Annotated in this window: 19 protein-coding genes and 4 pseudogenes; 13 read left to right on the top strand and 10 right to left on the bottom strand. The window is 59.4% G+C overall.

Annotated elements, in window-relative coordinates; genetic code table 11:
* The 3 genes from coaE to ACZ1HK_RS13495 are packed head-to-tail and all read right to left on the bottom strand — an operon-like array spanning window position 1 to window position 2,005.
* Window positions 1–576 (bottom strand): dephospho-CoA kinase, encoded by a 576-nt coding sequence (coaE, locus tag ACZ1HK_RS13505; RefSeq protein WP_472629137.1) that lies wholly within the window; start codon window positions 574–576, stop codon window positions 1–3.
* Window positions 573–1,409 carry a shikimate dehydrogenase gene (locus ACZ1HK_RS13500; RefSeq protein ID WP_472629136.1) on the bottom strand — a complete coding sequence of 279 codons (837 nt, stop codon included), beginning with the start codon at window positions 1,407–1,409 and terminating at the stop codon, window positions 573–575. The genes coaE and ACZ1HK_RS13500 overlap by 4 nt, the downstream gene beginning before the upstream one ends.
* On the bottom strand, window positions 1,406–2,005 hold the full coding sequence (locus tag ACZ1HK_RS13495) for a Maf family protein (protein ID WP_472629135.1): 600 nt from the start codon (window positions 2,003–2,005) through the stop codon (window positions 1,406–1,408). The genes ACZ1HK_RS13500 and ACZ1HK_RS13495 overlap by 4 nt, the downstream gene beginning before the upstream one ends.
* A 536-nt stretch (window positions 2,006–2,541) precedes the next feature.
* On the opposite strand from ACZ1HK_RS13495, the gene rho reads away from it, so the two are divergent.
* From rho to ACZ1HK_RS13465, 6 genes are read left to right on the top strand one after another with little or no spacing between them, the layout of a single operon-like run.
* Window positions 2,542–3,813, top strand: a complete 1,272-nt coding sequence (rho, locus tag ACZ1HK_RS13490; RefSeq protein ID WP_472629134.1) for a transcription termination factor Rho — start codon at window positions 2,542–2,544, stop codon at window positions 3,811–3,813.
* 12 nt (window positions 3,814–3,825) lie between these two features.
* Window positions 3,826–5,106, top strand: coding sequence for a tRNA uridine-5-carboxymethylaminomethyl(34) synthesis GTPase MnmE (gene mnmE / locus ACZ1HK_RS13485; RefSeq protein ID WP_472629133.1), 1,281 nt, complete (start codon window positions 3,826–3,828; stop codon window positions 5,104–5,106).
* Between the two features lie 2 nt (window positions 5,107–5,108).
* Window positions 5,109–6,983 carry a tRNA uridine-5-carboxymethylaminomethyl(34) synthesis enzyme MnmG gene (gene mnmG, locus ACZ1HK_RS13480; protein ID WP_472629132.1) on the top strand — a complete coding sequence of 625 codons (1,875 nt, stop codon included), beginning with the start codon at window positions 5,109–5,111 and terminating at the stop codon, window positions 6,981–6,983.
* Window positions 6,984–7,002: 19 nt separating this feature from the next.
* On the top strand, window positions 7,003–7,614 hold the full coding sequence (gene rsmG / locus ACZ1HK_RS13475) for a 16S rRNA (guanine(527)-N(7))-methyltransferase RsmG (protein ID WP_472629131.1): 612 nt from the start codon (window positions 7,003–7,005) through the stop codon (window positions 7,612–7,614).
* A gap of 1 nt (window position 7,615) precedes the next feature.
* On the top strand, window positions 7,616–8,392 hold the full coding sequence (locus ACZ1HK_RS13470) for a ParA family protein (RefSeq protein WP_472629130.1): 777 nt from the start codon (window positions 7,616–7,618) through the stop codon (window positions 8,390–8,392).
* A complete protein-coding gene (locus ACZ1HK_RS13465; RefSeq protein WP_472629129.1) occupies window positions 8,392–9,294 on the top strand; it encodes a ParB/RepB/Spo0J family partition protein in 903 nt (300 codons plus the stop codon). Before ACZ1HK_RS13470 ends, ACZ1HK_RS13465 begins: the two co-directional genes overlap by 1 nt.
* Window positions 9,295–9,298: 4 nt before the next feature.
* Here the strand turns inward: ACZ1HK_RS13465 and hemW are convergent.
* From hemW to rph, 3 pseudogenes are all read right to left on the bottom strand, one after another.
* Window positions 9,299–10,454, bottom strand: a pseudogene (gene hemW / locus ACZ1HK_RS13460) (radical SAM family heme chaperone HemW).
* A pseudogene (gene rdgB, locus ACZ1HK_RS13455) lies at window positions 10,447–11,057 on the bottom strand (RdgB/HAM1 family non-canonical purine NTP pyrophosphatase). Before rdgB ends, hemW begins: the two co-directional pseudogenes overlap by 8 nt.
* A gap of 1 nt (window position 11,058) precedes the next feature.
* Window positions 11,059–11,773 (bottom strand): annotated as a pseudogene (gene rph, locus ACZ1HK_RS13450) (ribonuclease PH).
* 96 nt (window positions 11,774–11,869) lie between these two features.
* Between rph and hrcA the strand changes: the two are divergent.
* Window positions 11,870–12,935: pseudogene (gene hrcA / locus ACZ1HK_RS13445) on the top strand (heat-inducible transcriptional repressor HrcA).
* Between the two features lie 115 nt (window positions 12,936–13,050).
* The gene (locus tag ACZ1HK_RS13440) at window positions 13,051–13,548 is read left to right on the top strand and encodes a nucleotide exchange factor GrpE (RefSeq protein ID WP_472630836.1); all 498 of its coding nucleotides are present in this window, start codon (window positions 13,051–13,053) and stop codon (window positions 13,546–13,548) included.
* On the opposite strand, the gene mutS is transcribed toward ACZ1HK_RS13440, so the two are convergent.
* Complete coding sequence (mutS, locus tag ACZ1HK_RS13435) at window positions 13,532–16,171, bottom strand: DNA mismatch repair protein MutS (protein ID WP_472629128.1); 2,640 nt, start codon at window positions 16,169–16,171, stop codon at window positions 13,532–13,534. The two genes, ACZ1HK_RS13440 and mutS, sit on opposite strands and share 17 nt — an antisense overlap.
* Window positions 16,172–16,289: 118 nt before the next feature.
* Between mutS and ACZ1HK_RS13430 the strand changes: the two genes are divergently transcribed.
* Complete coding sequence (locus ACZ1HK_RS13430; protein ID WP_472629127.1) at window positions 16,290–18,554, top strand: NADP-dependent malic enzyme; 2,265 nt, start codon at window positions 16,290–16,292, stop codon at window positions 18,552–18,554.
* Window positions 18,555–18,718: 164 nt separating this feature from the next.
* On the opposite strand, the gene dnaJ is transcribed toward ACZ1HK_RS13430, so the two are convergent.
* A complete protein-coding gene (gene dnaJ, locus ACZ1HK_RS13425; protein WP_472629126.1) occupies window positions 18,719–19,873 on the bottom strand; it encodes a molecular chaperone DnaJ in 1,155 nt (384 codons plus the stop codon).
* Window positions 19,874–19,944: 71 nt separating this feature from the next.
* A complete protein-coding gene (gene dnaK, locus ACZ1HK_RS13420) occupies window positions 19,945–21,870 on the bottom strand; it encodes a molecular chaperone DnaK (RefSeq protein ID WP_472629125.1) in 1,926 nt (641 codons plus the stop codon).
* 190 nt (window positions 21,871–22,060) lie between these two features.
* On the opposite strand from dnaK, the gene ACZ1HK_RS13415 reads away from it, so the two are divergent.
* On the top strand, window positions 22,061–22,660 hold the full coding sequence (locus tag ACZ1HK_RS13415) for an alpha-ketoglutarate-dependent dioxygenase AlkB family protein (protein ID WP_472629124.1): 600 nt from the start codon (window positions 22,061–22,063) through the stop codon (window positions 22,658–22,660).
* Between the two features lie 3 nt (window positions 22,661–22,663).
* Here the strand turns inward: ACZ1HK_RS13415 and ACZ1HK_RS13410 are convergent, their stop codons facing one another.
* The gene (locus ACZ1HK_RS13410; RefSeq protein ID WP_472629123.1) at window positions 22,664–23,488 is read right to left on the bottom strand and encodes an ABC transporter permease; all 825 of its coding nucleotides are present in this window, start codon (window positions 23,486–23,488) and stop codon (window positions 22,664–22,666) included.
* A 136-nt stretch (window positions 23,489–23,624) separates the two neighbouring features.
* Here ACZ1HK_RS13410 and cysQ point away from each other — a divergent pair, with 136 nt between their 5' ends.
* Genes cysQ through ACZ1HK_RS13395 form a run of 3 tightly spaced genes read left to right on the top strand, consistent with a single transcriptional unit; the run spans window position 23,625 to window position 26,436 of the window.
* Window positions 23,625–24,422, top strand: coding sequence for a 3'(2'),5'-bisphosphate nucleotidase CysQ (gene cysQ, locus ACZ1HK_RS13405; protein ID WP_472629122.1), 798 nt, complete (start codon window positions 23,625–23,627; stop codon window positions 24,420–24,422).
* The gene (locus ACZ1HK_RS13400) at window positions 24,419–25,216 is read left to right on the top strand and encodes a 3-deoxy-manno-octulosonate cytidylyltransferase (RefSeq protein WP_472629121.1); all 798 of its coding nucleotides are present in this window, start codon (window positions 24,419–24,421) and stop codon (window positions 25,214–25,216) included. Before cysQ ends, ACZ1HK_RS13400 begins: the two co-directional genes overlap by 4 nt.
* On the top strand, window positions 25,213–26,436 hold the full coding sequence (locus ACZ1HK_RS13395) for a glycosyltransferase family 2 protein (protein WP_472629120.1): 1,224 nt from the start codon (window positions 25,213–25,215) through the stop codon (window positions 26,434–26,436). The genes ACZ1HK_RS13400 and ACZ1HK_RS13395 overlap by 4 nt, the downstream gene beginning before the upstream one ends.
* Window positions 26,437–26,490: the final 54 nt, after the last annotated feature.

Genomic DNA, 26,490 nt, shown 5'->3' with positions numbered 1-26,490 from the left:
TCAGCTCAGCTCTTCAATGATTTTGGACACCGCATCTTGTGCCACATCCATCGATGAAGTGTCTATGATGTAGTCTGCTCGCTTCCGCTTTTCGGCATCCGGTGTTTGGCGCGACAGGATCGCATCAAGGTCTGCCTCCGTCATCGTGGCGCGCGACAAAACCCTGTCGCGCTGAGTCTCAGTATCCACAGAAACGACCGCGATCTTGTCGCATCGCGCATCCAGCCCTGTTTCAAAGAGCAGCGGAACATCCAGAACGACCAGCCCATTTGCGCCTGCCAGGAACGCAGCCCGACTCTCGGCCACAAGCGGGTGGATGACGGCATTGATACGATCCAGTACCGCTGCATCATCGGCAATCAGTTTGCGCAGATATGCGCGATCCACATGGCCGTCCGGTCCAACGGATCCGGGAAATTCGGCATTCAACAGAGCAGGAGCCGGGCCAGTCGGGGCGTACAGCGCGTGAACTGTGGCATCCGCATCCCAAACCGGAATGCCCTGATCCCGAAACATCTGCGCAGTCGTGCTTTTGCCCATCCCGATGGAGCCGGTCAGGCCCAGGATCACGGTCATCCGCCGAGCACCGCCGCGCGCAAATCATCATCGACCATTGGCGTGTAGCTGAACCACCGTTCAAAGCCGGGCACCGCCTGATGCAACAACATGCCCAACCCATCAACAGTTTCGCAGCCACGCTCTGCCGCTTCGCGCAAAAGATCTGTCTCAAGCGGGGTATAGACAATGTCTGTCACCACGGTCGGCGGCGAAAGGCGCGACCAATCCAGTGTCAGTGGCGCTTGTCCATCCATACCCAATGCGGTGGTATTCACGATCAACGCCGCGTCTCGCATATGATCCGCGATTTGCGTCCAATCTATCGGCGACACGCGCGCGCCAAACTGTTCCCGCAAGCCATCGGCCCGGGCCCGCGTTCGATTGGCAACATGGACGATGGGGGCGCCGTCCGAGATCAGGGCTGAGACGATCGCCTTGGCAGCGCCACCCGATCCGAGAACAAGGGCAGGTCCCGCGGAGGCAGACCATCCCGGCAAGGTCTGGCGAATGTTGGAAAGGAACCCCATGCCATCCGTATTGTCTGCCTGAATGCGGCCGTCGGCGGTGAAGGTCAGCGTGTTGGCCGCCCCGATCAGCGCCGCACGATCCGTCACAGTGTCAGCCAGCGACAGCACCAATTCCTTGTGTGGAATCGTCACGTTCGCGCCGACAAATCCCATACGGGGTAGGACGCCCAACGCCTCGGGCAGATCCTGATGGTTGATCTGCAGGGGAACGTAGTGCCCCTTCAGTCCATACCGCTTCAACCAATGCCCATGCAGGCGCGGGGACAGTGAATGCGCAATCGGATCACCGATAACGCCGGCCAGAGGGATCGTCTCTTTCGTCATGTGCCTAACATACCGCGCAATCGCAGATGGGAAAGGACCTCCAGCAATGGCAAACCCAGAATGGAGAACCAATCACCCTCGATCCGCGAGAACAGACGGGCCCCAAGACGCTCCGCCTGGTAGGCACCGACACAATAGGACACGTCTGGCCAGGCATCTTTCAGATAAGCCTCAATCTGTGCATCCGATAAAGCATGCATGGTCATGCGGACGACACCCACATAGCGCCAAACCGGTTTGCCATCTTCATAGAGGACAGCAGCTGACATCAGATGATGCGTCTTTCCCTGCAAGGCGCGTAGATGTTCGGCGGCTTGCGCTTCATCGGCGGGCTTGCCAAACACCTCACCCTTCAGTGCTAGGACCTGGTCGCAACCAAGCACGAGCTCATCCGATGCAGCTTTCTCTGCTACGCGCCGCGCTTTGAACTCCGCCAGTGTATCGGCCACATCGCGCGGCCCGGCACCTTCTGCCAGAAGCGATTCGCGAATAGCCTCTTCATCCACGCGGGCGGGCCGACAATCGACACTCAGACCGGCATTTTCCAACATCTCGCGCCGGATCGGCGACGAGGAGGCGAGGATAAGATCAACCATCTTCTGGGGAACTCTGTGGACATCTTCCGGGATAGTATGGGCGGATTGTGACAGAATCGACAAGCAGATGCGTCAAGCGAGAAGTTCCGCGATTTTCGCCATCGCCCTCAACGTTTTTCCCCCGGGAATGCTTTTTGGAGCAGAGAAACGAGCAAAGCAAATTTTCCCTGATTTTCCCCATTTCATCCACAGATTTTCTTTGATGGAGAATTACATAAATCATTGTTATTAAATCGTATAAAACTAGTTGAATCGCTTCTCAACACAACCATCTTGGAGTTTTGCATCTGTTCCGAAATTTGGGGATAAACTGGGAGCATTTGAGTTTTCCGGGAACTCCACGGTACAACAAACAAAAACAGCAAAGACTCTTTCTTTCTTTTTATTTTGGGGGACAAAGAGCTGGCGGCATGAGTTGACTTGAGAAGGTGAAGTCCTTACCTCCAACCTCGCACTCCGTCCGGAGAGGCAGCTTCACAAGAACAGAATTTCGCGACCCTGACAGCGTCAGGATAACGCCCCTTGGATATATTCCCATGACAACTGAATCCCTGAGCCTTGCTGACCTGAAAGCAAAGTCGCCCAAAGACCTGCTGGCGATGGCAGAAGAGCTTGAGATCGAAAATGCCTCGACCATGCGCAAAGGCGACATGATGTTCGAGATCCTGCGCGAGCGCGCCGAAGAAGGCTGGGAGATCTCCGGCGATGGCGTGCTTGAGGTTCTGCAGGACGGCTTCGGCTTTCTCCGCAGCCCTGAGGCGAATTATCTGCCCGGCCCCGATGACATCTACGTCTCGCCCGAGATGATCCGCCAGCATTCGCTGCGCACCGGTGACACTGTTGAAGGTGTCATCACCGCCCCAAAAGAGAATGAGCGCTACTTCTGCCTCGTCACTTGCACCCAGATCAATTTCCAGGAGCCTGAGAAGGCGCGCCATAAGGTGGCTTTCGACAACCTGACGCCGCTCTATCCTGATGAGCGTCTGAAGATGGAGATCGAGGATCCGACCATCAAGGATCGATCTGCTCGTATCATCGACCTCGTGGCACCTATCGGCAAAGGCCAGCGTGCGCTGATCACCGCGCCGCCGCGCACCGGTAAGACGGTCCTGATGCAGAACATCGCGCATTCGATCGAAACCAATCACCCCGAATGCTATCTGATCGTCCTTCTGATCGACGAACGGCCTGAGGAAGTGACAGACATGCAACGCTCGGTGAAGGGCGAAGTTGTGTCCTCCACCTTCGATGAACCTGCAACGCGCCACGTGGCCGTGTCTGAGATGGTCATCGAGAAAGCCAAGCGCCTTGTCGAACATAAACGCGATGTTGTGATCTTGCTCGACTCGATCACCCGTCTGGGTCGTGCGTTCAACACGGTCGTGCCATCCTCCGGTAAGGTCCTGACCGGTGGTGTGGATGCGAACGCCCTGCAACGCCCCAAGCGCTTCTTTGGTGCGGCGCGGAATATCGAAGAAGGCGGCTCGCTGACCATCATCGCCACCGCGTTGATCGACACCGGCAGCCGGATGGACGAAGTGATCTTCGAAGAATTCAAGGGCACCGGTAACAGCGAAATCGTGCTCGACCGCAAGGTTGCCGACAAGCGCGTCTTCCCGGCGATGGACATTCTCAAGTCCGGCACAAGGAAAGAGGATCTGCTGGTGGAGAAGGGCGATCTGGCAAAGACCTTCGTTCTGCGCCGCATCCTGAACCCGATGGGCACGACTGACGCGATCGAGTTCCTGATCTCCAAGCTCAAACAGACGAAGACGAATTCCGAGTTCTTCGACTCGATGAACACCTAAGGGCGCCGCGCAATGCACACCGTTTTCGCCCTGGCCACAGCCCGGGGGAAAGCGGGTGTCGCCATCATCCGCATCTCCGGGCCGGAAGCCATGCAGATTGGTATGGCTTTGTGCGGGTCGTTGCCCAAGGCCGGGGATCATGCGGTGCGAACCGTGCGAAATTCCGATAAAAGTGTTTTAGATCAGGCGCTTGTACTGTTTTTCGCTAGTCCAAACAGCTTCACAGGCGAAGATGTCGTTGAATTGCACCTTCATGGCAGCATCGCCGTTATCCGTGCGGTGGAGCAAGCCATTCTTGCCACCGGTCTCGCACGAGAGGCCGAGGCAGGCGAGTTCACCAAACGTGCGCTCCTGAACGACCGCCTCGATCTTGCGCAAGTCGAAGGGCTTGGTGATCTGGTCGAGGCGGAGACTGAGGCGCAGCGCCAGCAAGCCCAACGTGTCTTCTCCGGCGCGTTGTCCAGAAAGATGGCCGACCTCCGGGATCGTGGTATTCGTGCAGCAGCTTTGTTGACGGCCACTATCGACTTTGCGGACGAAGAGGTTCCCGTTGATGTCTCGCCAGAGGTGGAAAGCCTTCTGACTGGGATAATTTCGGATCTCACCTCTGAAATCGCCGGCTCCCACGTGGCGGAACGTGTACGAGATGGGTTCGAAGTCGCCATTCTTGGTGCGCCCAATGCAGGGAAATCCACCTTGCTCAACGCGCTGGCCGGTCGTGAGATTGCCATCACCTCTGACATAGCCGGCACCACACGAGATGTCATCGAGGCGCGTCTTGATATTGATGGCTTGGCTGTGACGTTCCTTGATACGGCTGGCCTGCGCGACACCGAGGATAGGGTTGAACAGATCGGCGTCACTCGCGCTGTTGAACGCGCGCTTGCGGCTGATCTGCGGGTTTTGCTTGTGACGGACGGGTTTCAGTTGCCCGATGCGCTGGAGGGGAAAGTGGACCTTTCGTACGGCGCGAAGTCAGATGTGACGGGTTCGGGCGGTGTCTCTGGCCTGACAGGGGACGGGCTGGATGTGATGATTTCTGACATCTCGGCTATTCTGGCGGACCGTGTTGCTCAGGTGAAAACGGCGATTTCCGCCCGTCAACGCGGTGGGATGCAAAGAGCTGTAGCCGAATTCGAGGGTGCGTTAGCCATATTATGCGGCAGCGGTGAGGTTGAGATTGCAGCCGAGCATGTGCAAGACGGGCTCCGCGCGCTTGACTCAGTCATTGGCCGTGTGGATGTAGAGAATATTCTCGGCGAAATTTTCTCTCGGTTCTGTATCGGGAAATAGGAGTGTTTCACGTGAAACATCCAGACTTCGATGTTGTTGTAGTTGGCGGTGGCCATGCTGGCGTGGAAGCGGCAGATGCCGCGCGTCGTATTGGTGCCCGTACCGCCCTTGTAACACTGCGGAAAAGCGACCTCGGCGTTATGTCCTGCAACCCCGCTATTGGTGGCCTTGGCAAGGGCCATTTGGTGCGCGAGATTGATGCGCTTGGTGGCGTCATGGGGCGTGCGGCCGATGCATCCGGGATCCAGTACCGGCTTCTGAACCGCCGTAAAGGCGCTGCCGTTCAAGGCCCGCGGACGCAATCGGACCGAGCGCTTTACGCCAAAGCCATCCAGGATCATGTGGCGCAAGCCGAAGGTCTGACCGTGATTGAAGCCGAGGTTGCGGATTTAATCGTAGACCAAGGCAATGTCGCAGGTGTTGTGCTTGCTGATGAAAGTGAGCTTTCCGCTCGCGCCGTCGTGCTGACAACGGGGACGTTTCTGCGGGGCGTCATCCATATCGGCGATCGGAAGATCGAGGGCGGCAGAATGGGTGACCGCCCATCCGTCAAGCTGGCGCAACGTATGGATAGCCTAAATTTGCCCCTTGGGCGGCTGAAAACGGGAACGCCGCCTCGTCTCAAAAGCCAATCGATCAACTGGGATATTTTGCAGGAGCAGAAGGCAGATGAAGACCCGACCTTCTTCTCGTTCCTGACAAAGAGCGTTCAAGCGCGCCAGGTGGCGTGCGGGATCACTCATACGAATACCCGTACCCATGACATCATCCAGGCGAACCTGAGCCGGTCCGCTATGTATGGCGGTATGATTGAAGGGGTCGGGCCACGCTACTGCCCGTCTATCGAAGACAAAGTCGTGCGGTTCAGCGATAAGGATTCGCACCAGATTTTCCTTGAGCCTGAGGGTCTTACTTCCGACCTCGTCTATCCCAACGGGATTTCGACGTCCTTGCCTGAGGATGTTCAGCACGACTACGTGCACTCGATCGTCGGGCTGGAAAATGCGGACATCCAACAGCCTGGATATGCGATCGAATATGACTATGTCGATCCCACATGCCTGAGCGATCAGCTTGAATTGCGCGCGTTGAAGGGGCTGTTTCTTGCAGGCCAGATCAACGGAACAACCGGGTATGAGGAGGCCGCAGCGCAAGGTCTTGTCGCGGGTCTTTCCGCAGCGCTGAAAACGCTTGAGCGAGATCCGATCACCTTCAGCCGACGCGAGAGCTATATCGGTGTGATGATCGATGATCTGGTCACTCGGGGTGTGGCAGAGCCCTATCGTATGTTCACGTCACGGGCCGAATATCGCTTGTCCCTGCGCGCCGACAATGCGGATGCGCGCTTGACGCCGCTTGGGCTTTCGCTCGGGTTGGTGGACGAGGCGCGGGAACGGGTCTTTACCGAAAAAATGGACCGGTTGGATCGTGGGCGAACCATTCTGGAAGCTATGACGGCCACACCGAAACAAGCGGCGGAAGTTGGTATCACCGTGAACGCTGATGGAAAGCGACGTACGGGTATGGAGTATCTGGCGTTTCCGGAACTCCACGTGGCGGATCTTGCAAAGATCGAGCCGCAGCTTGACGCGCTTGAAGCGGAAGTTGCGGATCAACTCAAGATCGAGGCCACGTATGCGACCTATGTGGCGCGTCAGCAGAAGGATGCCGAGGCTCTCGATCGGGATGAAGCCAAGCAAATCCCCAATGATTTCCCATATGCAGAGGTAATTGGCCTGTCCAACGAATTGCGGTCCAAGCTGACGCGCGTTCAACCGGCAACGCTTGGACAGGCGGGTCGGATAGACGGCATGACGCCTGCCGCGCTGGCCTTGATCCTTACCAAGCTGCGGCAGCTAGATCGGATCTCCGCGTGAATTCTGAGGATGCGAAGGCATGGCTGGGGGGCGTGTTTCACGTGAAACACTCGACCGGCTGGAAATCTATCACGACCTGCTGCTGAAATGGCAAAAGACGATCAACCTCGTCGCACCTGCCACATTGGATGACGCTTGGGCTCGGCATTTTGTGGATTCGGCTCAATTGTTCGAGCTAACTCCTATCGGAGCCAAGCGTTGGCTCGACCTCGGGTCCGGTGGAGGGTTTCCAGGACTTGTCGTGGCGGCGATGGGAGCCGAAGGGGACAGCCCGCTTACAGTTACACTTGTTGAAAGCGATATACGCAAATGCGGGTTCTTACGCGAAGTCGCGCGCGCCATGGGCGTAAAGGTCAACATTTTGTCGCGCCGGATCAGTGAGATACCGCAACAATCCGCAGACGTGGTCTCGGCCCGGGCCTTGAGTGGGCTGGATAAGCTGATCGACCATGCCAAGCCGCATTTCACCGCCGACACTCGGCTTTTGTTTCCAAAAGGCAGCGCGTGGCGGGAAGAGCTTGAAACCCTTCCTGAGCGCTGGCAGATGATCTGTGAGCCCATCCCAAGCCAGACACTTGCCGATGCGGTTATTCTAAGATTTGACGTTGGACAACTAGAGGGCGACGCCTGAGATGCGCATCATTGCGATCACGAACCAGAAGGGTGGGGTCGGAAAAACGACAACAGCCATCAATCTTGGCGCGACCCTGGCTTCGATGAAGTACAAGGTTCTGATTGTTGACCTTGATCCGCAGGGCAATGCCTCGACCGGGTTGGGCATCGATCCGGCTGATCGGGTGAAAACGACATACGACCTGCTGCTGGATGGGGCGGACCTTTCCGATGTGGCGATGGAGACGGAGGTGGATCACCTGTGGATCGCGCCTGCTACGACGGACCTTAGCTCCACCGATGTAGAATTGGGGCAGCGCGATAACCGTGTCTTCCTTCTGAAAGAGGCGTTGGCACAGGGCGCGCCATACGACTACGTGCTTATCGATTGCCCGCCGTCGTTGAGCTTGCTGACATTGAATGCACTAACGGCCGCGCACGCTTTGCTCGTGCCGTTGCAGGCTGAGTTCTTCGCACTTGAAGGCCTTTCGCAGCTTATGCTGACGGTGCGCGAGGTGCGCGAGACGGCCAACCCTTCGCTACGGATCGAAGGGGTCGTGCTGACGATGCACGATTCGCGGATGAACCTCAGCAAACAGGTAGAGGAAGATGCCCGCGCCACGTTGGGCGATTTGGTCTTTGATACAATCGTTCCGCGGAATGTTCGGTTGAGCGAAGCACCATCTTATGCGCTTCCTGTTATCGCTTACGATCCGGCCTCTAAGGGCAGTCAGGCCTATGTCGATCTGGCGAATGAACTGTTGGATCGTCAGCCCGAAACGCAGGAGAGCGCATAATGGCAAAACCTTCAGACAAGCGGCGTTTGGGCCGCGGTCTTTCTGCGCTTATGGCCGATATAGAGCCTAACGCGACGCAGGACGCGGCATCGCCTGAAGCGCCGGCAAACGAACGGGCAGATCGCCGTATTCCAATCGAAGATGTGCGGCCAAACCCGGAACAGCCCAGGCGCGCCTTTGACGACCAGCAATTGCGGGAATTGGCAGCTTCGATTCGTGAACATGGAATCATTCAGCCGCTGATCGTACGGCCCGATCCGGCTGACTCGGGAAAGTATCAGATTGTCGCTGGTGAACGTCGCTGGCGCGCTGCGCAGATGGCGCAATTGCACGACGTGCCCGCCCTGGTGCGTACGTTCGATGATAATGAAGTGCTGCAGGTCGCGATCATCGAGAACGTGCAACGCGCGGACCTGAACCCGATTGAAGAAGCTTTGGGATACAAGCAGCTGATCGAGAAGTTCGGCCACACTCAGTTGGCTCTGTCCACGGCCATGGGCAAAAGCCGGAGCCACTTGGCGAATATGATGCGGTTGCTGCAATTGCCGGATGAAATCCAGGTGATGGTGCGGGATGGTGAGCTGAGCTCGGGCCACGCGCGCGCGTTGGTGACAGCGGAGAACCCGATTGCGCTGGCGCTACGGGCTGTGCGCGAAGGGATGTCCGTGCGGGACATCGAGAAAGCCGCGAAATCTGGTGGCGTCGTGACGTCGGGCGGCGGCGCAGCAGGGAAATCGGAGAAGGACGCCGACACGCGGGCATTGGAGGCTGACTTGAAGGCGGCGCTGTCGATGAAAGTGTCCATCGATCATAACGCGCAGTCCGGCGCGGGAAAAATGACTATTAATTACAATGACTTAGAGCAACTGGATGATCTGATGCGCAAGCTGAACGCTGGTTAGGCTGCTAGGTCAGAAGCTCTCGTAGCAAGCCGTTCAAGACCGGGCGACCGGCCCGCGTTGCCATGATGCGGGTCCCGTTTTGCTCGATCAGGCCGAGGTCGACCAAAGCCTCGATCTTCGTTTGCGGAGCGGGGTGACCCATGAGGCGCTCAAACCGCGCCAGGTCAGATCCCTCGGACAGGCGCAGTGACATCATGAGGTATTCCTCGGCTTGCTCCTCTTGCGTGATGGGTGCGCGCGACGTTTCCCCGGTTCCGGCATCGGCCACGGCGTCGAGCCACTTTTGTGGAGCAAGCAGGGTTTCGGTGGCAAAGCGCTGACCGTTCAGAGTGAGGCGACCATGGGCGCCAGGGCCGATACCGATGTAATCGCCGCCGCGCCAGTAGATCAGGTTATGGCGCGATTGCGCGAGATCAGCGGAATGGTTCGAGATCTCGTAGGCGGGAAGGCCTGCTTTATCGGTCAGCTCTTGCGTAAGATCGTAGAGATCGGCGGAGAGGTCCTCGGTCGGCAAGCCTTTCAGGCCACCTGCCTTGTGGCGCGCGCCGAAGGCTGTGCCCGGCTCGATTGTGAGTTGATAGAGAGAGAGGTGATCGCCGCCCCAAGTGAGCGCCTCGGTCAGTTCAGCGTGCCAATCCTCCATGGTTTGATCTTGCCGGGCGTAGATTAGATCAAAGCTGGTCCGATCGAAGCAATTGTGGGCGATGTCGTAGGCTTTGCGCGCCTCTTCGACGGTGTGAAGGCGACCGAGACGCCGCAAATCTTCGTTGTTTAGAGCCTGAATTCCCATAGAGACGCGGGTAACGCCAGCGTCCCGAAACGCTCGGAACCGACCTGCCTCGACGGAAGAGGGGTTGGCCTCCAACGTGATCTCGCAGTCGTTTGCGGTCGGCCAAAGGGTGCGGACCGCTTCAAGGATGCTGGCGGTCGTCTCAGGTGCCATGAGGGACGGGGTACCCCCGCCGAAGAAGATGGATTGCAGGGTGCGGCCCTTGGTTTCCTCAGCCGCGCGGGTGAGTTCGCTGAGATACGCGCTTCCGCCAGGCGGCGTGATCGATTTTTGCGGCGACATGGCTGTTGAAGTCGCAATAGGGGCATTTAGCCTCGCAAAACGGCCAGTGGATGTAGAGGCCGAAGCCCCCTTCCTGCCAATCAACCATCGCCGAAGATTTTGACAAGTTTTTCGACGGCCTTCGCGCGGTGGCTGATCTTGTTCTTCTCCCACCGGTCCATTTCACCGAATGTGATGTTGTAGCCATCGGGCTGGAAGATCGGATCGTAGCCGTGGCCTTGATCGCCACGCATCGGCCAAACGACCTGACCGGGCATCACGCCGGGGAACACCTCATCACGGCCATCAGGCCAGGCGAGGACGAGGGTGCAGCAGAACCGCGCGGTGCGTGGGTGGGGGCGTTGATGGCATCGAGTTTTTCGTGCGTCTTTCGCATCGCCATATCGAAATCGCGGCCATTCGGCGTTTCGGCCCAATCGGCGGTGTAGACGCCGGGGGCGCCATCAAGGGCGTCAATTTCAATGCCACTGTCATCAGACAAAGCGGGAAGGCCGGTGGCTTGCGCGGCGGCATGGGCCTTGGTGCGGGCGTTTTCGACGAAGGTGGTGCCGTCTTCGGGCGGTTCCGGCAGGTTGTGATCCTTGGCGCCGGTCACCGTGATGCCGAACGGCTCCAAAAGGTGCTTCATCTCATCGAGTTTGCCCTGATTGTGGGTCGCGACGAGCAGTTCGGTTCCGGTGAAGCGGCGCATCTCAGGCAGTGGCTGCGTTTTGGGCTGTAACCAGCTCGGCCACGCCCTTTTCGGCGAGCGTGTAGAGTTGATTGAATTCGTCGCGGGAGAAGGTCGCGCCCTCAGCGCTCGCTTGCAGTTCAACGACCTGACCCGAGCCAGTCATGATAAAGTTGCCATCTGTTCCGGCCTCCGAGATCTTCGGGGTAGTCCAGGTCGAGCACGGGCTGGCCCGCGTAGATGCCGCAGGACACGGCGGCGATGTTGTCGGTGATGGGGTCGGTGATGATGTCACCAGCCTTCAGCAGCTTGTTCACAGCAAGACGCAAGGCAATCCAGCCACCGGTGATGGAAGCGCAGCGGGTTCCGCCATCGGCTTGGATCACGTCGCAGTCGATGGTGATCTGACGCTCGCCAAGGGCGTTGCGGTCTACGCAGGCGCGGAGGGATCGACCGATGAGACGCTGAATTTCCTGCGTCCGGCCCGATTGTTTGCCAGCCGCAGCTTCGCGGCGGCCACGGGTATGGGTCGCACGGGGCAGCATACCATATTCCGCCGTCACCCAACCCTGGCCGGAATTGCGCAGAAAGGGCGGTACGCGTTCCTCAAGCGAGGCGGTGCACAGCACATGCGTATCGCCGCATTTGATCAGACAGGAGCCTTCGGCATGGCGCGTCACGCCCGTCTCGATGGAAATCGGGCGCATTTCGTCTAGGTTTCGGCCGGAAGGACGCATAAATATCTCCCTGATATTTTTGGCTGTGCTGCGCCGAGATAATCCGGCAGGCTTGGCGCTTACAACCCCGAATGGTTGCTTTGGGCAAACGACACGATGACCGAGCAAGGTAAAATTTTGGAAGAGTTGAACGACCGGTCCCGGGAGGTATTCCGCCGGATCGTGGAAGGCTATCTGGACAGCGGTGCGCCGGTCGGGTCCCGCACGCTGACGCGCACGATGTCCGAGAAGGTTTCCGCAGCGACAATCCGCAATGTGATGCAGGATCTGGAATATCTGGGGCTGCTGGACTCGCCCCACATTTCGGCCGGGCGGGTCCCAACGCAACAGGGCCTGCGGATGTTCGTGGACGGGTTCCTTGAGACAGGCGATTTGTCGAAGGACGACAAGCATGCGCTGCATGAGACACTGGGCGACAATGCGTCTGATGTACCGGCGCTGTTGGACCGTGTTGGGTCTGCCCTGTCGGCAGCGACCCATGGAGCGAGCCTGGTTCTGACGCCAAAGCATGAGGCGCCGATCCAGCATATCGAGTTCGTGCCCCTGAATGCCGAGCAGGCGCTGGTCGTGTTAGTCTATTCGGATGGCCATGTGGAGAACCGCCTATTTACACCGCCGCCAGGCACAACGCCCAGTGCGATGCGGGAGGCGGCGAATTTCCTGAACGCGCGGATTGTCGGGCAGACAGTGACGTCGATCCGGGGTGAGTTGGAAGCCGATATGGAGACCCGGCGGCGCGAGATCGATGATCTCGCCTCCGGCTTGATCGATTCGGGGCTGGCGGTGTGGGATGACAATGATCAGCAATCGGCGCGCCTGATCGTGCGGGGGCGGTCGAGATCTTCTGTCCGACACGCAGGAAGCCGAGGATCTGGAGCGTATCCGAACCCTCTTCGATGACCTCGAACGCAAACGTGACATCGCCGATTTCCTCGAATTGACGGAAGAGGGCGACGGTGTGCGCATTTTCATCGGCTCTGAGAACAAGTTGTTCTCACTTTCGGGTTCCTCTCTGGTGGTTTCCCCATATATGAACGCTGATCGAAAGATCGTTGGTGCCGTGGGGGTGATCGGACCCACGCGCCTGAACTACGGACGCATTGTTCCGATCGTGGATTATACGGCGCAGCTGGTCGGGAAACTGATCTCGGACCGCGCGTAGGAGGCCAAGGGGCGAAACGAGTATGGGCGAACCGAAAGACGAGTTTTATGGCGATGAAGCCGAGCCGAAGATGAGTTTGGCAGAGGATGGTCTGGGTGATGCGCCCGAGATTGATATGGGCGAGTCCGTCGATCTTGGGGCAGAGGCTGTGATAGCAGCGCTTGAAGCGGAGCGAGACGAGATCCGCGACCGCATGCTGCGTGCGCTGGCCGAGGCCGAAAATATGCGCAAGCGCGCGGATCGGGATCGGCGCGAAGCGGAGCAGTATGGCGGGTCCAAGCTGTCACGCGATTTGCTGCCTGTGTTCGACAATTTGCATCGCGCGTTAGAGGCGTCGGACGAAGCATCGAAAGAAACCGCCGGCGCGCTGATCGAAGGTGTGGAGCTAACACTGAAGGAGTTGCTGAGCGTCTTTGGTAAGCACGGCATCACGCCGATCCAGCCGGAAGTGGGCGACAAGTTCGATCCGCAACTGCATCAAGCGATGTTTGAAGCGCCGGTGCCGAACACCAAGGCGGGCGACATCATTCAGGTCGCTGCGACGGGTTTCATGCTGCACGACCGTTTGCTGCGGCCTGCGCAGGTGGGCGTGTCGTCTACGCCTGCTGGCTAAGCTGCGCTTTCAGCTCATAAAGTAGGTTCAAAGCTTCACGCGCCGTCATCTCGTCTGGATGCACGGCGCGTAGTTTTTCCTCGATCTCGGATGGCTTGCTTGGGCGCGGCGCCGGGTTTGGCGTGGCGCTGAACAATGGCAGGTCGTCAATGACGGCCTTGCGTTCGCCGCCTTCGCGTTCGCCCTTTTCAAGCGCGTCCAGCACAGTTTGCGCGCGTTGGATCACCGCGTCCGGCAGGCCCGCGAGTTTTGCGACCTGCACACCGTAGGATCGATCCGCCGCGCCTTCACGGACCTCGTGAAGGAAGATCACCTCACCCTCCCACTCCTTCACGGCCATTGTAGCGTTGCTCAGGCCGTCGAGTTTGGCGGCAAGCGATGTCATCTCATGATAATGTGTGGCGAAGAGGGCCCTGCATCGGTTGGTTTCGTGCAAGTGTTCGAGGGTGGCCCAAGCAATGGAAAGACCATCGTAAGTCGCCGTGCCGCGCCCGATCTCATCAAGGATCACGAGCGCGCGGTCATCGGCCTGGTTCAGGATCGTGGCGGTTTCGACCATTTCGACCATGAAGGTGGAGCGGCCGCGCGCCAGATCGTCAGACGCGCCGACGCGGCTGAATACTTGGCTAACTAGGCCGATTTTCGCGCGTGTGGCAGGGACGAAAGAGCCGATTTGGGCCAGAATTGCGATCAGCGCGTTCTGGCGGAGATAGGTGGATTTACCGGCCATATTGGGGCCGGTCAGCAGGCTGATGGCGGCCCCGTCTTCGGCGGTCAGGGTGCAGTGGTTGGCGATGAACGGCTCTCCGGTTTTGGCGAGGGCAGCTTCGACAACAGGGTGACGGCCGCCTTCGATCTCGAAGCTGCGATCCTCGGTCATGTCGGGCTGGACCCAATCGCCTTCGCGGGCGCGGCGGGCGAGGGCGCTGGCGAGGTCGAGCTCGGCCAGGCCGCGGGCAGCGTCGCCGATCTTGTCCTGTTGGTCGAGGATCGCATCGCGGAGAGAAGCAAAGAGGGCACGCTCAATCTCAAGCGCGCGGTTGCCGGCGTTGAGGATCTTGGTCTCGAGTTCCGAGAGCTCAACGGTTGTGAAGCGGACGGCGTTTGCGGTGGTCTGGCGGTGGATGAACCGTTCGCTGAGCGGCGGGTTCAGCATTTTTTCGGCGTGAGTGGCCGTAGTTTCGATGAAATAGCCGAGGACATTGTTGTGCTTGATCTTGAGGCTCTGGACGCCGGTTGCCTCGGCGTAGTCCGTCTGCATTCCGGCGATCACGCCTCGTCCTTCGTCGCGGAGTTTGCGCGCTTCATCCAACTCCTCGTGGTAGCCAGGCGCGATCAACCCACCGTCGCGGAGTTGTACGGGCGGTTCGGCGACGAGCGCGTCGTCCAACAGGCTGATGAGTTGGTCGTGGCCGGTGAGGGTGTCGGTGGCATCGGCAAGCAGCGTCGGCAGATCGATGGATTCAAGACGTTTCTGCAAATGGTCCGCGCCGGTCAAGCCGTCGCGGATAGCAGCCAGATCGCGCGGGCCGCCGCGGTCGAGCGCAAGGCGGGATAGGGCGCGGTCTAGGTCTGGTGTACGGCGGAGTTCAGCCTCTAATTCGTCCCTAACAAGCGTATCCGAGACGCAGAACGCAACGGCACTGTGCCGCGCGCGGATTGTATCGAGGTCGGTGGAAGGGCCGGTGAGACGGCGTTCGAGCAGGCGAGCGCCACCGGCGGTCAGGGTGCGGTCGAGCACCGAGAGGAGCGAATTCGCGCGGCCGCCAGAGAGAGCATGGGTGAGTTCGAGATTGCGCCGCGTGGCGGTGTCGAGTTGCAGGAGGCGGTCGGCTTTTTGCTGACGCGGGGCGCGAAGGAGGGGAAGCGCGCCTTTTTGGGTCAGGTCGAGATAGTCAATGAGCGCGCCCATCGCGCTGAGCTCCGGGCGGGCGAATGTGCCGAATCCTTCGAGGGTGGAGACGTTGAACAGCGCGGTCAGACGCTTTTCGGCGGAGGCGCTGTCGAAGGAGCCGGGCGAAAGCGGCGTGACGGCGGCGCTCAGTTCGATCATCGCGTCTTGGCGGGCGACCTCCAATCCATCAGAAACCAGCACCTCCTTTGGAGAAAGCCGTGCGATTTCGGGGCCAAGACGCACCGGCGGGCAGGGCATCACGCGGAAATCGCCAGTGGAGATGTCGCACCATGCCAGCGCGCCATCACCGCGCACTTCGGCATAAGCGGCAAGGTAGTTATGACGCCGGGCTTCGAGCAGCGTGTCTTCGGTCAACGTGCCTGGGGTGACGACACGAACCACATCGCGCTTCACGACGGACTTGGAGCCGCGCTTTTTCGCCTCTTCCGGGCTTTCCATCTGTTCGCCGATCGCGACGCGGAAGCCCTTGCGGATCAGGGTCAAAAGGTAGGATTCGGCACTATGCGCGGGCACACCGCACATGGGGATATCATCGCCGTCATGCTTGCCGCGTTTGGTCAGGGCAATGTCCAACGCCTCGGCCGCAGCGACGGCGTCGTCAAAGAACATCTCGTAGAAATCGCCCATGCGATAGAACAGGATCGCATCCGGGTGCTGCGCCTTGATCTCAAGATATTGCGCCATCATCGGCGTGACTTGCGCGTTCATATCCGCACCCCCTGGACGCGAGATCTACGCAAGGAAACAGCGGGTTTGAAGCGCAATCGGTTGCGAAATCGCGCAAGGGCGCGCTATGCCGGTTGAGCACCGTCAGGAGAGGGCGAACATGGCCGACAAGCAAAAGATCACCCGCGAAGAGGCACTGGCCTATCACTTGGAGCCGAGCCCAGGGAAGATCGACATCAACGCGTCCACGCCGATGGCGACGCAGCGCGATCTGTCGCTCGCTTATTCGCCCGGAGTGGCGGTGCCGTGTGAGGTGATCGCCGAAAAACCCGAGACAGCGTACGACTACACGACCAAAGGCAACATGGTTGCCGTGATTTCCAACGGGACGGCGGTGTTGGGGCTTGGAAACCTCGGAGCGCTGGCGTCGAAGCCGGTGATGGAGGGGAAGTCGGTTCTGTTTAAACGGTTCGCGGACGTGAACTCGATTGATATCGAGCTGGATACCGAAGATGTGGATGAATTTGTCAACGCCGTGAAGCTGATGGGGCCGACCTTTGGCGGCATCAACCTTGAGGATATCAAGGCGCCCGAATGCTTCATGATCGAGCAGCAGCTGAAGGAGATCATGGACATTCCGGTGTTTCATGACGACCAGCACGGGACGGCGGTGATCTGTGCTGCGGGGCTGATCAATGCGCTGCACTTAAGCGGTAAGAAGATCGAGGATTGCAAGATCGTTCTGAACGGTGCGGGAGCGGCTGGGATTGCGTGTATTGAGCTGCTGAAAGCGATGGGTGCGCGGCACGAGAATTGCATCGTTTGTGACACGAAAGGTGTGATTTATCAGGGACGTACCGAGGGTATGAACCAGTGGAAATCTGGTCATGCTGTCGCCACTAAGCTGCGCACGCTCGAAGAGGCGATGGACGGGGCAGATGTGTTCCTTGGCGTCTCGGTGAAGGGGGCTGTGACGCCCGCGATGGTGCAAAGCATGGCCGACAATCCGGTGATCTTCGCCATGGCGAACCCGGACCCGGAGATTACACCCGAGGAAGCACAGGCGGTGCGCGCGGATGCGATCGTGGCGACGGGACGGTCGGATTATCCGAACCAGGTGAACAACGTGCTGGGCTTTCCTTACCTGTTCCGCGGCGCGCTGGATGTTCATGCGCGGGCGATCAATGACGAGATGAAGATCGCCTGTGCCCGCGCGCTGGCCGAACTGGCGCGAGAGGACGTGCCTGATGAAGTGGCGATGGCGTATGGGCGGAAGCTAAGCTTCGGAAGAGATTACATTATTCCAACGCCATTTGATCCGCGGCTGATCTATACGATCCCGCCAGCGGTGGCGCAGGCGGGGATGGATACGGGGGCTGCGCGGCGGCCGATTATTGATCTCGATGGCTACGCCAAAGATTTGCAGGCGCGGATGGATCCGACCTCCTCGATATTGCAGGGGGTTTATGCGCGGGCGAAGAATGCTCAGGCGCGGATGATTTTCGCCGAGGGCGATGACGTGCGCGTGCTGCGCGCGGCGGTGGCGTATCAGCGGCAGGGCCTGGGCAAGGCGCTTGTTGTGGGGCGCGACGCGGATGTGCGCGAGAAGCTGGAAGGTGCGGGCCTTGGCGATGCGGTGCGCGAGTTGGAAATCGTCAATGCGGCGAATACCCGGCACCTCGATACCTACAAGGATTTCCTTTACGAGCGGCTGCAAAGGAAGGGACACGATTCAAGCGACATTCACCGGCTTGCGGCGCGGGATCGGCATGTGTTCTCAAGCCTGATGCTGGCCCATGGGCACGGTGACGGGCTGGTGACGGGGGCCACGCGGAAGTCTGCGCAAGCGCTTGAGATGATTGGCAAAGTCTTTGATGTGAAGGCTGAGGATGGCGCCGTGGGTGTCACCGCCTTGCTGCACAAAGGGCGCATCGTTTTGATAGGCGATACGCTGGTCCATGAATGGCCGAGCGATGAGGATTTGGCCTTGATTGCGGAGCGTGGCGCGGCGGTTGCGCGTGGGCTGGGGCTGGAGCCTCGGGTCGCGTTTGTGAGCTTTTCGACGTTTGGATATCCGGTGTCGGAACGGGCGGAAAAGATGCATCACGCGCCCAAGGTTCTGGACGCGAAGGGTGTGGATTTCGAGTATGAGGGCGAGATGACGGTGGACGTGGCGCTGAACCCGGCGACGCGGGAGCAGTATCCGTTCAACCGCCTTTCAGGGCCTGCGAATATCCTTGTGGTGCCTGCGCGACACTCGGCTTCCATCAGTGTGAAGCTGATGCAGGAGATGGCGGGGGCGACGGTGATTGGGCCGATTTTGACAGGTCTGGATCGGCCGGTTCAGATCGCGTCGACGGTGAGCACGGCGAACGATATTCTGAATATGGCGGTGATGGCGGCGTGTGAGATTGGGCGGGTCTGAAAGACCGATATCGCTGTAATGAACCTGTAGTGAATCTGTAGTTTTTTTGTAGTTACCAAGATGTGGTGGGGTGTGAAGCGATTGGCACAACAAAAAGCCCCCGACCGCAAGCGGTGGGGGCTTGTCAATGCGTGCCGGGTCCCAGGCCAGGGCCCGGTCTACGGTCAGTCCTTGATCGAATCCCAGAAGGTTTTGACCTTGTCGAAGAAACCCGATGCATTCGGATTGTTCGATTTAGCGAGGCTTTCGTCGAGCTGTCTGAGCAGGTCCCTTTGTTCGCTGGTGAGGTTTACCGGCGTTTCGATCTGCAACTCAATATACATGTCGCCTACGCCCGGGCCGCGCAGAGCAGGCATGCCCTTGCTGCGCAAGCGCATCTGACGCCCGGATTGGGACCCTTCGGGAACCTTCACGCGGGACCGGCCACCGTCAATTGTGGGCACCTCGATCTCACCACCCAAAGCTGCGGAGACCATGGAGACCGGGACGCGGCAGAACAGATCCATCCCGTCGCGCTGGAAGAGCGGGTGATCGGCCACCTCGACAAAGATGTAGAGGTCGCCTTGCGGACCGCCGCGTAGACCGGCTTCACCTTCGCCGGACAGGCGTATGCGAGTGCCGGTTTCAACACCGGCGGGGATGTTCACACTAAGCGCACGTTCTTTCTCGGTCCGACCCGCGCCGCCGCAGGTGCGGCAGGGGTTTTTCACGATCTGGCCCATGCCGGAGCATGTCGGACAGGTGCGTTCAACCGTGAAGAAGCCTTGCTGCGCGCGAACCTTTCCCATGCCGGAACATGTCGGACAGGTTGTGGGCTCGGCCCCAGCCTCGGACCCCGTGCCATCGCAGCTGTCGCAGGCGACTGAGGCGGGAACGGTGATTTGTTTGGTGAGGCCTGAATGCGCCTCTTCCAGCGAGATTTTCAGGTTGTAGCGCAGATCGGACCCGCGCGAGGCGCGGTTGCGGCCAGCGCCGGGGCGTCCGCGTTGGCCGCCCATGAAATCGCCGAACAGATCTTCGAACACGTCCGAGAAGGCAGAGGCGAAATCGCCCTGCCCGCCTGCATTTGCCCGCGGGCCGCCGCCCATCCCACCGTCGAACGCCGCATGACCAAAGCGGTCATAGGCCGCTTTCTTGTCGGCATCCTTCAGGACGTCATAGGCTTCGTTCGCTTCCTTGAACTGAGCTTCTGCGTCAGGATTATCGGCGTTGCGGTCGGGGTGAAGCTCTTTCGCTTTTTTGCGATAGGCTTTCTTGATCTCGTCCGCACCGGCGCCTTTGGCGACGCCAAGCACTTCGTAATAATCGCGTTTTGCCATGAGTTTCCCTTTCGGAAATACATGGGCCGGCCAGGGACATCCCCAGCCGGCCGCATGGGGTCAAATCGCGATCAGCCGCGGTTGCGGTCGTCGTCGTTCAGATCTTCGAAGTCGGCATCGACGATGTCTTCATCGACACCGCGCTGCTCGTCTTCATCCTCAGCCTCGTCGGAGGACGCTTCCGCTTTCTCCTGCTCGGCCTTGTAGATGGCTTCGCCCAGACGCATGGCCGCTTCGGTCACGTTCTGGATGCCGCCTTTGATCTTGGCCGCATCCTCGGAGTCGAGGGTTTCTTTCAGAGCGTTGATCGCCAGCTCGATCGCTTCGATTGTCGAGGCGTCGACCTTATCGCCATGCTCTTCCATCGACTTTTCGGTGCCGTGGATCAGGCTTTCGGCCTGGTTCAGCGTTTCCACCAGATCGCGGCGATCCTTGTCGGCCTCGGCATTTTCCTCGGCTTCGCGGACCATGTTTTCGATATCCTCATCGCTGAGACCACCGGAGGCCTGGATCGTGATCTGCTGTTCCTTGCCGGTGCCCTTATCCTTGGCGCCGACCGACACGATGCCGTTGGCGTCGATGTCGAAGGTTACTTCGATCTGTGGCACGCCGCGCGGGGCAGGCGGGATGTTTTCAAGGTTGAACTGGCCGAGCATCTTGTTGTCAGCGGCCATCTCACGCTCACCCTGGAACACGCGGATCGTCACGGCGTTCTGGTTGTCTTCCGCGGTGGAGAATATCTGCGACTTCTTGGTCGGGATCGTCGTGTTGCGGTCGATCAGACGGGTGAAGACACCACCGAGCGTTTCAATGCCGAGCGACAGGGGCGTGACGTCGAGAAGGACCACGTCCTTCACATCACCTTGCAGAACACCGGCCTGAACGGCGGCGCCCATGGCGACGACTTCGTCGGGGTTCACACCCTTATGGGGTTCCTTGCCGAAGAAGTTGGTCACTTCCTCGATCACCTTGGGCATACGGGTCATGCCGCCAACGAGGACGACTTCGTCGATCTCACCTTTGGACAGGCCCGCGTCCTTGAGCGCTGCGGCGCAGGGCTTGAGGGATGCCTTGATCAGGTCCGACACAAGGCTTTCCAGCTTGGCACGGGTCAGCTTCATGACCATGTGAAGCGGCTGGCCGTTCGAACCCATGGAGATGAACGGTTGGTTGATCTCGGTCTGGGTGGAGGACGACAGTTCGATCTTCGCCTTTTCCGCCGCTTCCTTCAGGCGCTGGAGCGCCATCTTGTCTTGCGTCAGGTCGGTGCCGTGTTCCTTTTTGAACTCATCCGCAAGGTAGTTCACGATGCGCATGTCGAAGTCTTCACCACCCAAGAACGTGTCGCCGTTGGTGGATTTCACTTCGAACAGGCCGTCGTCGATCTCCAGGATGGTCACGTCAAACGTGCCGCCACCAAGGTCATAGACAGCGATGGTTTTGGTTTCCTGTTTGTCGAGGCCATAGGCGAGCGCAGCGGCTGTCGGTTCGTTGATGATGCGGAGCACTTCGAGGCCCGCGATCTTGCCCGCGTCTTTCGTGGCCTGACGCTGGGCGTCGTTGAAGTAGGCGGGGACGGTGATGACCGCTTGGGTCACATCTTCGCCAAGATAGCTTTCCGCCGTCTCTTTCATCTTTTGCAGGATGAAGGCCGAGATTTGGGAGGGGCTGTATTTGTCGCCCTTCGCCTCAACCCAAGCGTCGCCATTGCCGCCGTCGACAACGTTGAACGGCAGGTTCTTCTTGTCCTTTTCCAGATGTTCGTCATCGATCCGGCGACCGATCAGGCGCTTGACGCCGAAGATGGTGTTTTCCGGGTTGGTGACGGCCTGGCGCTTGGCGGCTTGGCCGGCGAGGCGTTCATCATCCGTGAAGGCAACGATAGAGGGCGTGGTGCGTGCGCCTTCGGAATTTTCAATCACGCGCGGCTGCGAGCCGTCCATAATTGCCACGCAGGAGTTGGTTGTACCGAGGTCGATACCGATAACTTTGGCCATGTGTCATGTCCCTTTCTTAAAGCGAACAGGCGGGAGCGGGTCCGACCCTGCGGCCCCCGTGCCGCCATTGCCAATGACTAGAGTGAGCACCAGAGTGCCCGTGTGAGTTCGGGGGGTATATAAGTAGCGGGTTTTGGGGCTGCAAGCGGTCCGGTTCGCATGAATCGGAGGGAATCGCGGGGAAATTGCGATGATTGTCGATGTTGGTGGGATTAAGGTGCATCAGGGGGCGCTGGATGCAGGGCAGCAGGCCGAGTTGGTCGAGCAGGTTCGCCGCGTTGTGCGTGCAGCCCCGTTGTTCCGACCCGAGACCAAACGAGGCGGCAAGATGTCGGTTCGGATGACCTCGGCCGGGCGGTATGGCTGGATTTCGGACAGGGCTGGATACCGGTACGAGCGGACGCATCCCGATGGGCCGGAATGGCCGCCGATCCCGGCGATTGCCAAAGATATCTGGCGGGATGTGTCGGGGGTGTCGTGCGACCCGCAATCCTGTCTGATCAACTTCTATGATGCCGATGCAAAGATGGGCATGCATCAGGATCGGGACGAGGCGAATTTCGAGATGCCGGTTGTCTCGATCTCCCTTGGCGATGACGCCCTGTTCCGCGTGGGCGGGCCTGAGCGCGGCGGCAAAACGCAGTCGATCTGGTTGAGCTCGGGCGACGTCGCCGTGATGGGTGGAGAGGCGCGGCTCAACTATCACGGGATTGATCGGCTGCGGACCGGGTCATCGACGCTGTTGCCGCATGGTGGGCGGATCAACCTGACGCTGCGGGTCGTAGATTAGGGCCTATCGTTTTGCGCCCCAGCTCGCCGAGGCGTGCTGGCGTGTATAATGCTCAAGCATCATTCCGAACAACAAGAAGACCAGCGAAATGAAGAATGGATATTCCCAATTCGTGTTGTGCGGGATGTAGTTTACAAAGATGTGCCCGCGGGCCTGATCAATGATGTGGAACAGCGGGTTCCATGTGAAGACCGGCAGCATCATCGCAGGCATGGCATTGGCCACGAACATCTTGCCCGAAAAGATCATATTTGCCCGGATATAGACCATCGATAAAATGTTGATGATATCCGGGAACCAGATCTTCAGCCCCATGAAGATAATTCCAAGCACCACGCCAGAGAACCACGACAGGGCGAACATCCCCAAAGCGCCGGGCCAATAATGAAATTCAACCGGTTCGATCAGCGTGTGGATCATCAGTAGGATGCAAAGCAGCGCCACGAATTGCGTGTAGAGCACGGACATCGCGGACGACGTGATCGACACGAGCGTATTCATTGGCGCGTGCTGCATCATATCCGATGTCGGACCCTCGGCCCCCATGACCTGCCGCAGTGTCTGGATATGGGTCAGGTAGATGAAGATACCTGACATAAGGTAGAGCAGGTAGTTTCCCCGGATCGCGATGGTGCGCCCGCCCAGCAAGCTGAACATGAAGTAGAAGGCCGCAATGAACAGCAGGCTTTGAACAACCGAAAGGGCGATCGCCAGGATGGCGTTGCCGTGGTTTTTGCGCACTTTCCGGACGGATGCGTGAAACGTCACCTCAAAGAAATTGAGGATGAGGCCAAGCATGGACGTGGTGTTGCGTGTGCTCTCAAACATCTGTGGTCCTTGCCTGCCGATAGGGGGCCGGATTGTTCTGTCGTTCGCGCCGCCAAAGGCGATGCTTGCCGTTCCCACCTGTGCAGACGATAACGCAGGAGGTGTTAATTTTCAATTCAACCGCAAGTGAGGCGTGATGGATCACCAAAAACTTGTTGCCGTGATGCGCGCCGCCGCGTTGGAAGCGGGCGATGTGATCATGCAGGTCTACGAGGCCGATGATTTCGATGTGAAGGTTAAATCCGACGACAGCCCTGTCACGGAGGCAGACGAAAAGGCAGATGCCGTAATCTCCCGCCATTTGCGGGCCGCCTTTCCGGACGTCGCTTTGGTCACTGAAGAGCAGGCCGATAGTCACGATCTGAGTGCCGCGCAGTTTCTGATCGTCGATCCGCTGGATGGCACCAAAGAGTTCATCAAGCGACGTGGCGATTTCACTGTGAACATTGCATTGGTCGAAAATGGCGTGCCTGTGCGCGGGATCGTCTATGCCCCCGCCAAGGGTCGCCTTTTCTACACGGATGCGAATGGCGTGAGCGTTGAGGAGCAGGGCCTTTTCGACCCTAACGCGCCGGGTCGCGTCGAACAGATGGCGGTTGCCGACCCGGATAACGGAGCGCTGCGCGTGGTTGCATCGAAATCGCACCGAGATCAGGCGACGGATGATTACATCAACAAATACGCCCATGCAGATATGAAATCTGCGGGCTCTTCGTTGAAGTTCTGTCTCGTGGCGACGGGCGAGGCTGACATCTACCCGCGCCTGGGCCGGACCATGGAATGGGATACGGCGGCGGGGGATGCGGTGCTGCGTGGGGCTGGTGGCAAGATGGTTCGGTTCGAGGATCACGCGACGTTTGATTATGGCAAGGACGGCTTCGCCAATGGCTTCTTCATCGCCTATGCGCCGGGGGTGGAGTTGAAGCAGCCGTGACGGTCGCCTGCGTTATTCCGGCCCGCTATGCCTCCACCCGCTATCCCGGCAAACCGCTGGCAATGTTGCGCGGGGCGACGGGTGAGGCGCGAAGCCTGATCGAACGCTCCTGGCGCGCGGCGCAGGGCGTGGCGGGGCTGGATGCGGTTTACGTGGCCACGGATGATGAGCGGATCGCGGATGCGGCGCGTGCGTTTGGGGCGGAGATTTTGATGACCTCATCCGAGGCCCGCAACGGGACAGAGCGCTGCGCCGAGGCGCTGGAGATCCTGGGTGACGTGGAGATGGTGGTGAACCTGCAAGGCGATGCACCTCTGACCCCGCATTGGTTTCTGGAAGAATTGATTGCGGGATTGCGGGCGGACAGTCAGGCCGCTTTGGCAACACCGATCCTGCGCTGCGATGGAGAGACCTTAGCTGCGTTGAAAGCGGATCGCGCCGCCGGGCGTGTCGGCGGGACGACGGCGGTAGCCGACAGCAAGCGACGCGCGCTCTACTTTTCCAAGGAAGTCGTGCCGTTCACGGCGGAGGATTATGCGCCCGCCGCGGATACGTCGGTGTTCCACCATGTCGGCGTCTACGCGTACCGGCCTTGGGCTTTGAGGGCTTACCCACATTGGCCGATTGGCCCGTTAGAGACGCTTGAGGGGTTGGAGCAGCTGCGATTCCTGGAGGCCGGGCATCCGGTTTTGTGCGTTGAAGTCGAAGCGCGTGGGTCCAAATTCTGGGAGCTGAACAATCCCGAGGACATCCCCCGGATCGAGGCGATGATGGCCGAGATGGGGACGGTGTGACGCCCGCCGACCTGAGCGTAGTTGTTGTCAGCGCCGGGCGGCCGGAGGCTTTGCATCGATGTCTGCTTGGGTTGAGCCAGTTACGCCATGCCGGGTGCGAGGTGGTTGTTGTGGCTGATGGGGCCGGGCAGCAGGCGGTCAGAGGCTTCGCCGATCGCATCAAGCTGCTGTCCCAGGGTGCCCCGAACATCTCAGCCGCGCGGAACGCGGGGATCGAGGCCGCCGCTGGGGGGATCATTGCGTTTATTGATGACGATGCGGTGCCGGAGCCGACATGGGCCGATGCGCTGCTGGAGGCCTTTGCCGACCCGGATCTTGCAGCCGCAACGGGGCCAGTTCTTGGGCGCAACGGGATTTCCATGCAATGGGGTCCGATGGCTGTGAACGGGCTGGGGCAGGATTTGATAACCGGGCCTGACAGGCCGTTTAGGGACGGTTGTGTGCGGAAATTACAGGGCACGAATATGGCCTTTCGCCGTGATGTGTTCGAAAGCCTCGGCGGCTTTGATGAAGCGATGCACTTCTACCTCGATGACACGGACATGGCCGTGCGTGTCGGGCGTGCAGGGCTGCGGACGGAATGGGTCGCAGGTGCGGTGGTGCATCATGGCTATCAGGCGAGTGCACGGCGGACCGACGATCGGGTCCCGTTGAGCCTGTTTGATATCGGGGCATCGACCAGCGTGTTTTTGGCAAAACACGGCCGTGGCGGTGATGTGACTGCTGCGGTTCGCGATATGGAGGCGGCGCAGAGTAGTCGCTTGCTGGCACTGGCCCGGCGAAAGAAGCTGGACGCTGCCAAAATGCGGGGCTTGATGGAGGGTCTGCGGGACGGCCTTGCCGAAGGGAAGGCGCGTTCGAGTGACGCTCCCAAACCAGCCGAACCATCGCAGGATTTTCTGCCCTTTGTTGATGTTGATCCGCCGACACCCGTTGTCTTATCCGGCCGGCCCTTTCAACGTATGGCGCTGCACCGGGAGGCGGCGCGTCTCGTGAACGAGGGCCAGCCCGTGAGCCTGTTCATTTTTGAGCCCACCCCCAGAAAGCACAAAATACAGTTCACCAATGGCGGTTGGTGGGAGCAATATGGCGGGCTTTTTGGCCCAGCTGACCGCCGTGAACCCCGGTTTCAGATGCATTCCTTCCGGGCCCGCCGGGCCCGCGAAGTCCGTCGCATTTCTGCCACGCGCGGTATACCGCTGGAGGGGGACACGAATTGATGATTTCCCACTTCATGATCTTTCGTTAAGCTTTAAGGCATAACAAGAAAGCTG

Source organism: Gymnodinialimonas sp. JB5-7 (assembly GCF_055693405.1).
This window is presented reverse-complemented; position numbering and strand designations above follow the sequence as displayed.

Coding starts and splice junctions, on each gene's coding strand:
- coaE (WP_472629137.1), bottom strand. CDS start 576: ATGACCGTGATCCTGGGCCTGACCGGCTCCATCGGGATGGGCAAAAGC.
- ACZ1HK_RS13500 (WP_472629136.1), bottom strand. CDS start 1,409: ATGACGAAAGAGACGATCCCTCTGGCCGGCGTTATCGGTGATCCGATT.
- ACZ1HK_RS13495 (WP_472629135.1), bottom strand. CDS start 2,005: ATGGTTGATCTTATCCTCGCCTCCTCGTCGCCGATCCGGCGCGAGATG.
- rho (WP_472629134.1), top strand. CDS start 2,542: ATGACAACTGAATCCCTGAGCCTTGCTGACCTGAAAGCAAAGTCGCCC.
- mnmE (WP_472629133.1), top strand. CDS start 3,826: ATGCACACCGTTTTCGCCCTGGCCACAGCCCGGGGGAAAGCGGGTGTC.
- rsmG (WP_472629131.1), top strand. CDS start 7,003: ATGGCTGGGGGGCGTGTTTCACGTGAAACACTCGACCGGCTGGAAATC.
- ACZ1HK_RS13470 (WP_472629130.1), top strand. CDS start 7,616: ATGCGCATCATTGCGATCACGAACCAGAAGGGTGGGGTCGGAAAAACG.
- ACZ1HK_RS13465 (WP_472629129.1), top strand. CDS start 8,392: ATGGCAAAACCTTCAGACAAGCGGCGTTTGGGCCGCGGTCTTTCTGCG.
- ACZ1HK_RS13440 (WP_472630836.1), top strand. CDS start 13,051: ATGGGCGAGTCCGTCGATCTTGGGGCAGAGGCTGTGATAGCAGCGCTT.
- mutS (WP_472629128.1), bottom strand. CDS start 16,171: ATGAACGCGCAAGTCACGCCGATGATGGCGCAATATCTTGAGATCAAG.
- ACZ1HK_RS13430 (WP_472629127.1), top strand. CDS start 16,290: ATGGCCGACAAGCAAAAGATCACCCGCGAAGAGGCACTGGCCTATCAC.
- dnaJ (WP_472629126.1), bottom strand. CDS start 19,873: ATGGCAAAACGCGATTATTACGAAGTGCTTGGCGTCGCCAAAGGCGCC.
- dnaK (WP_472629125.1), bottom strand. CDS start 21,870: ATGGCCAAAGTTATCGGTATCGACCTCGGTACAACCAACTCCTGCGTG.
- ACZ1HK_RS13415 (WP_472629124.1), top strand. CDS start 22,061: ATGATTGTCGATGTTGGTGGGATTAAGGTGCATCAGGGGGCGCTGGAT.
- ACZ1HK_RS13410 (WP_472629123.1), bottom strand. CDS start 23,488: ATGTTTGAGAGCACACGCAACACCACGTCCATGCTTGGCCTCATCCTC.
- cysQ (WP_472629122.1), top strand. CDS start 23,625: ATGGATCACCAAAAACTTGTTGCCGTGATGCGCGCCGCCGCGTTGGAA.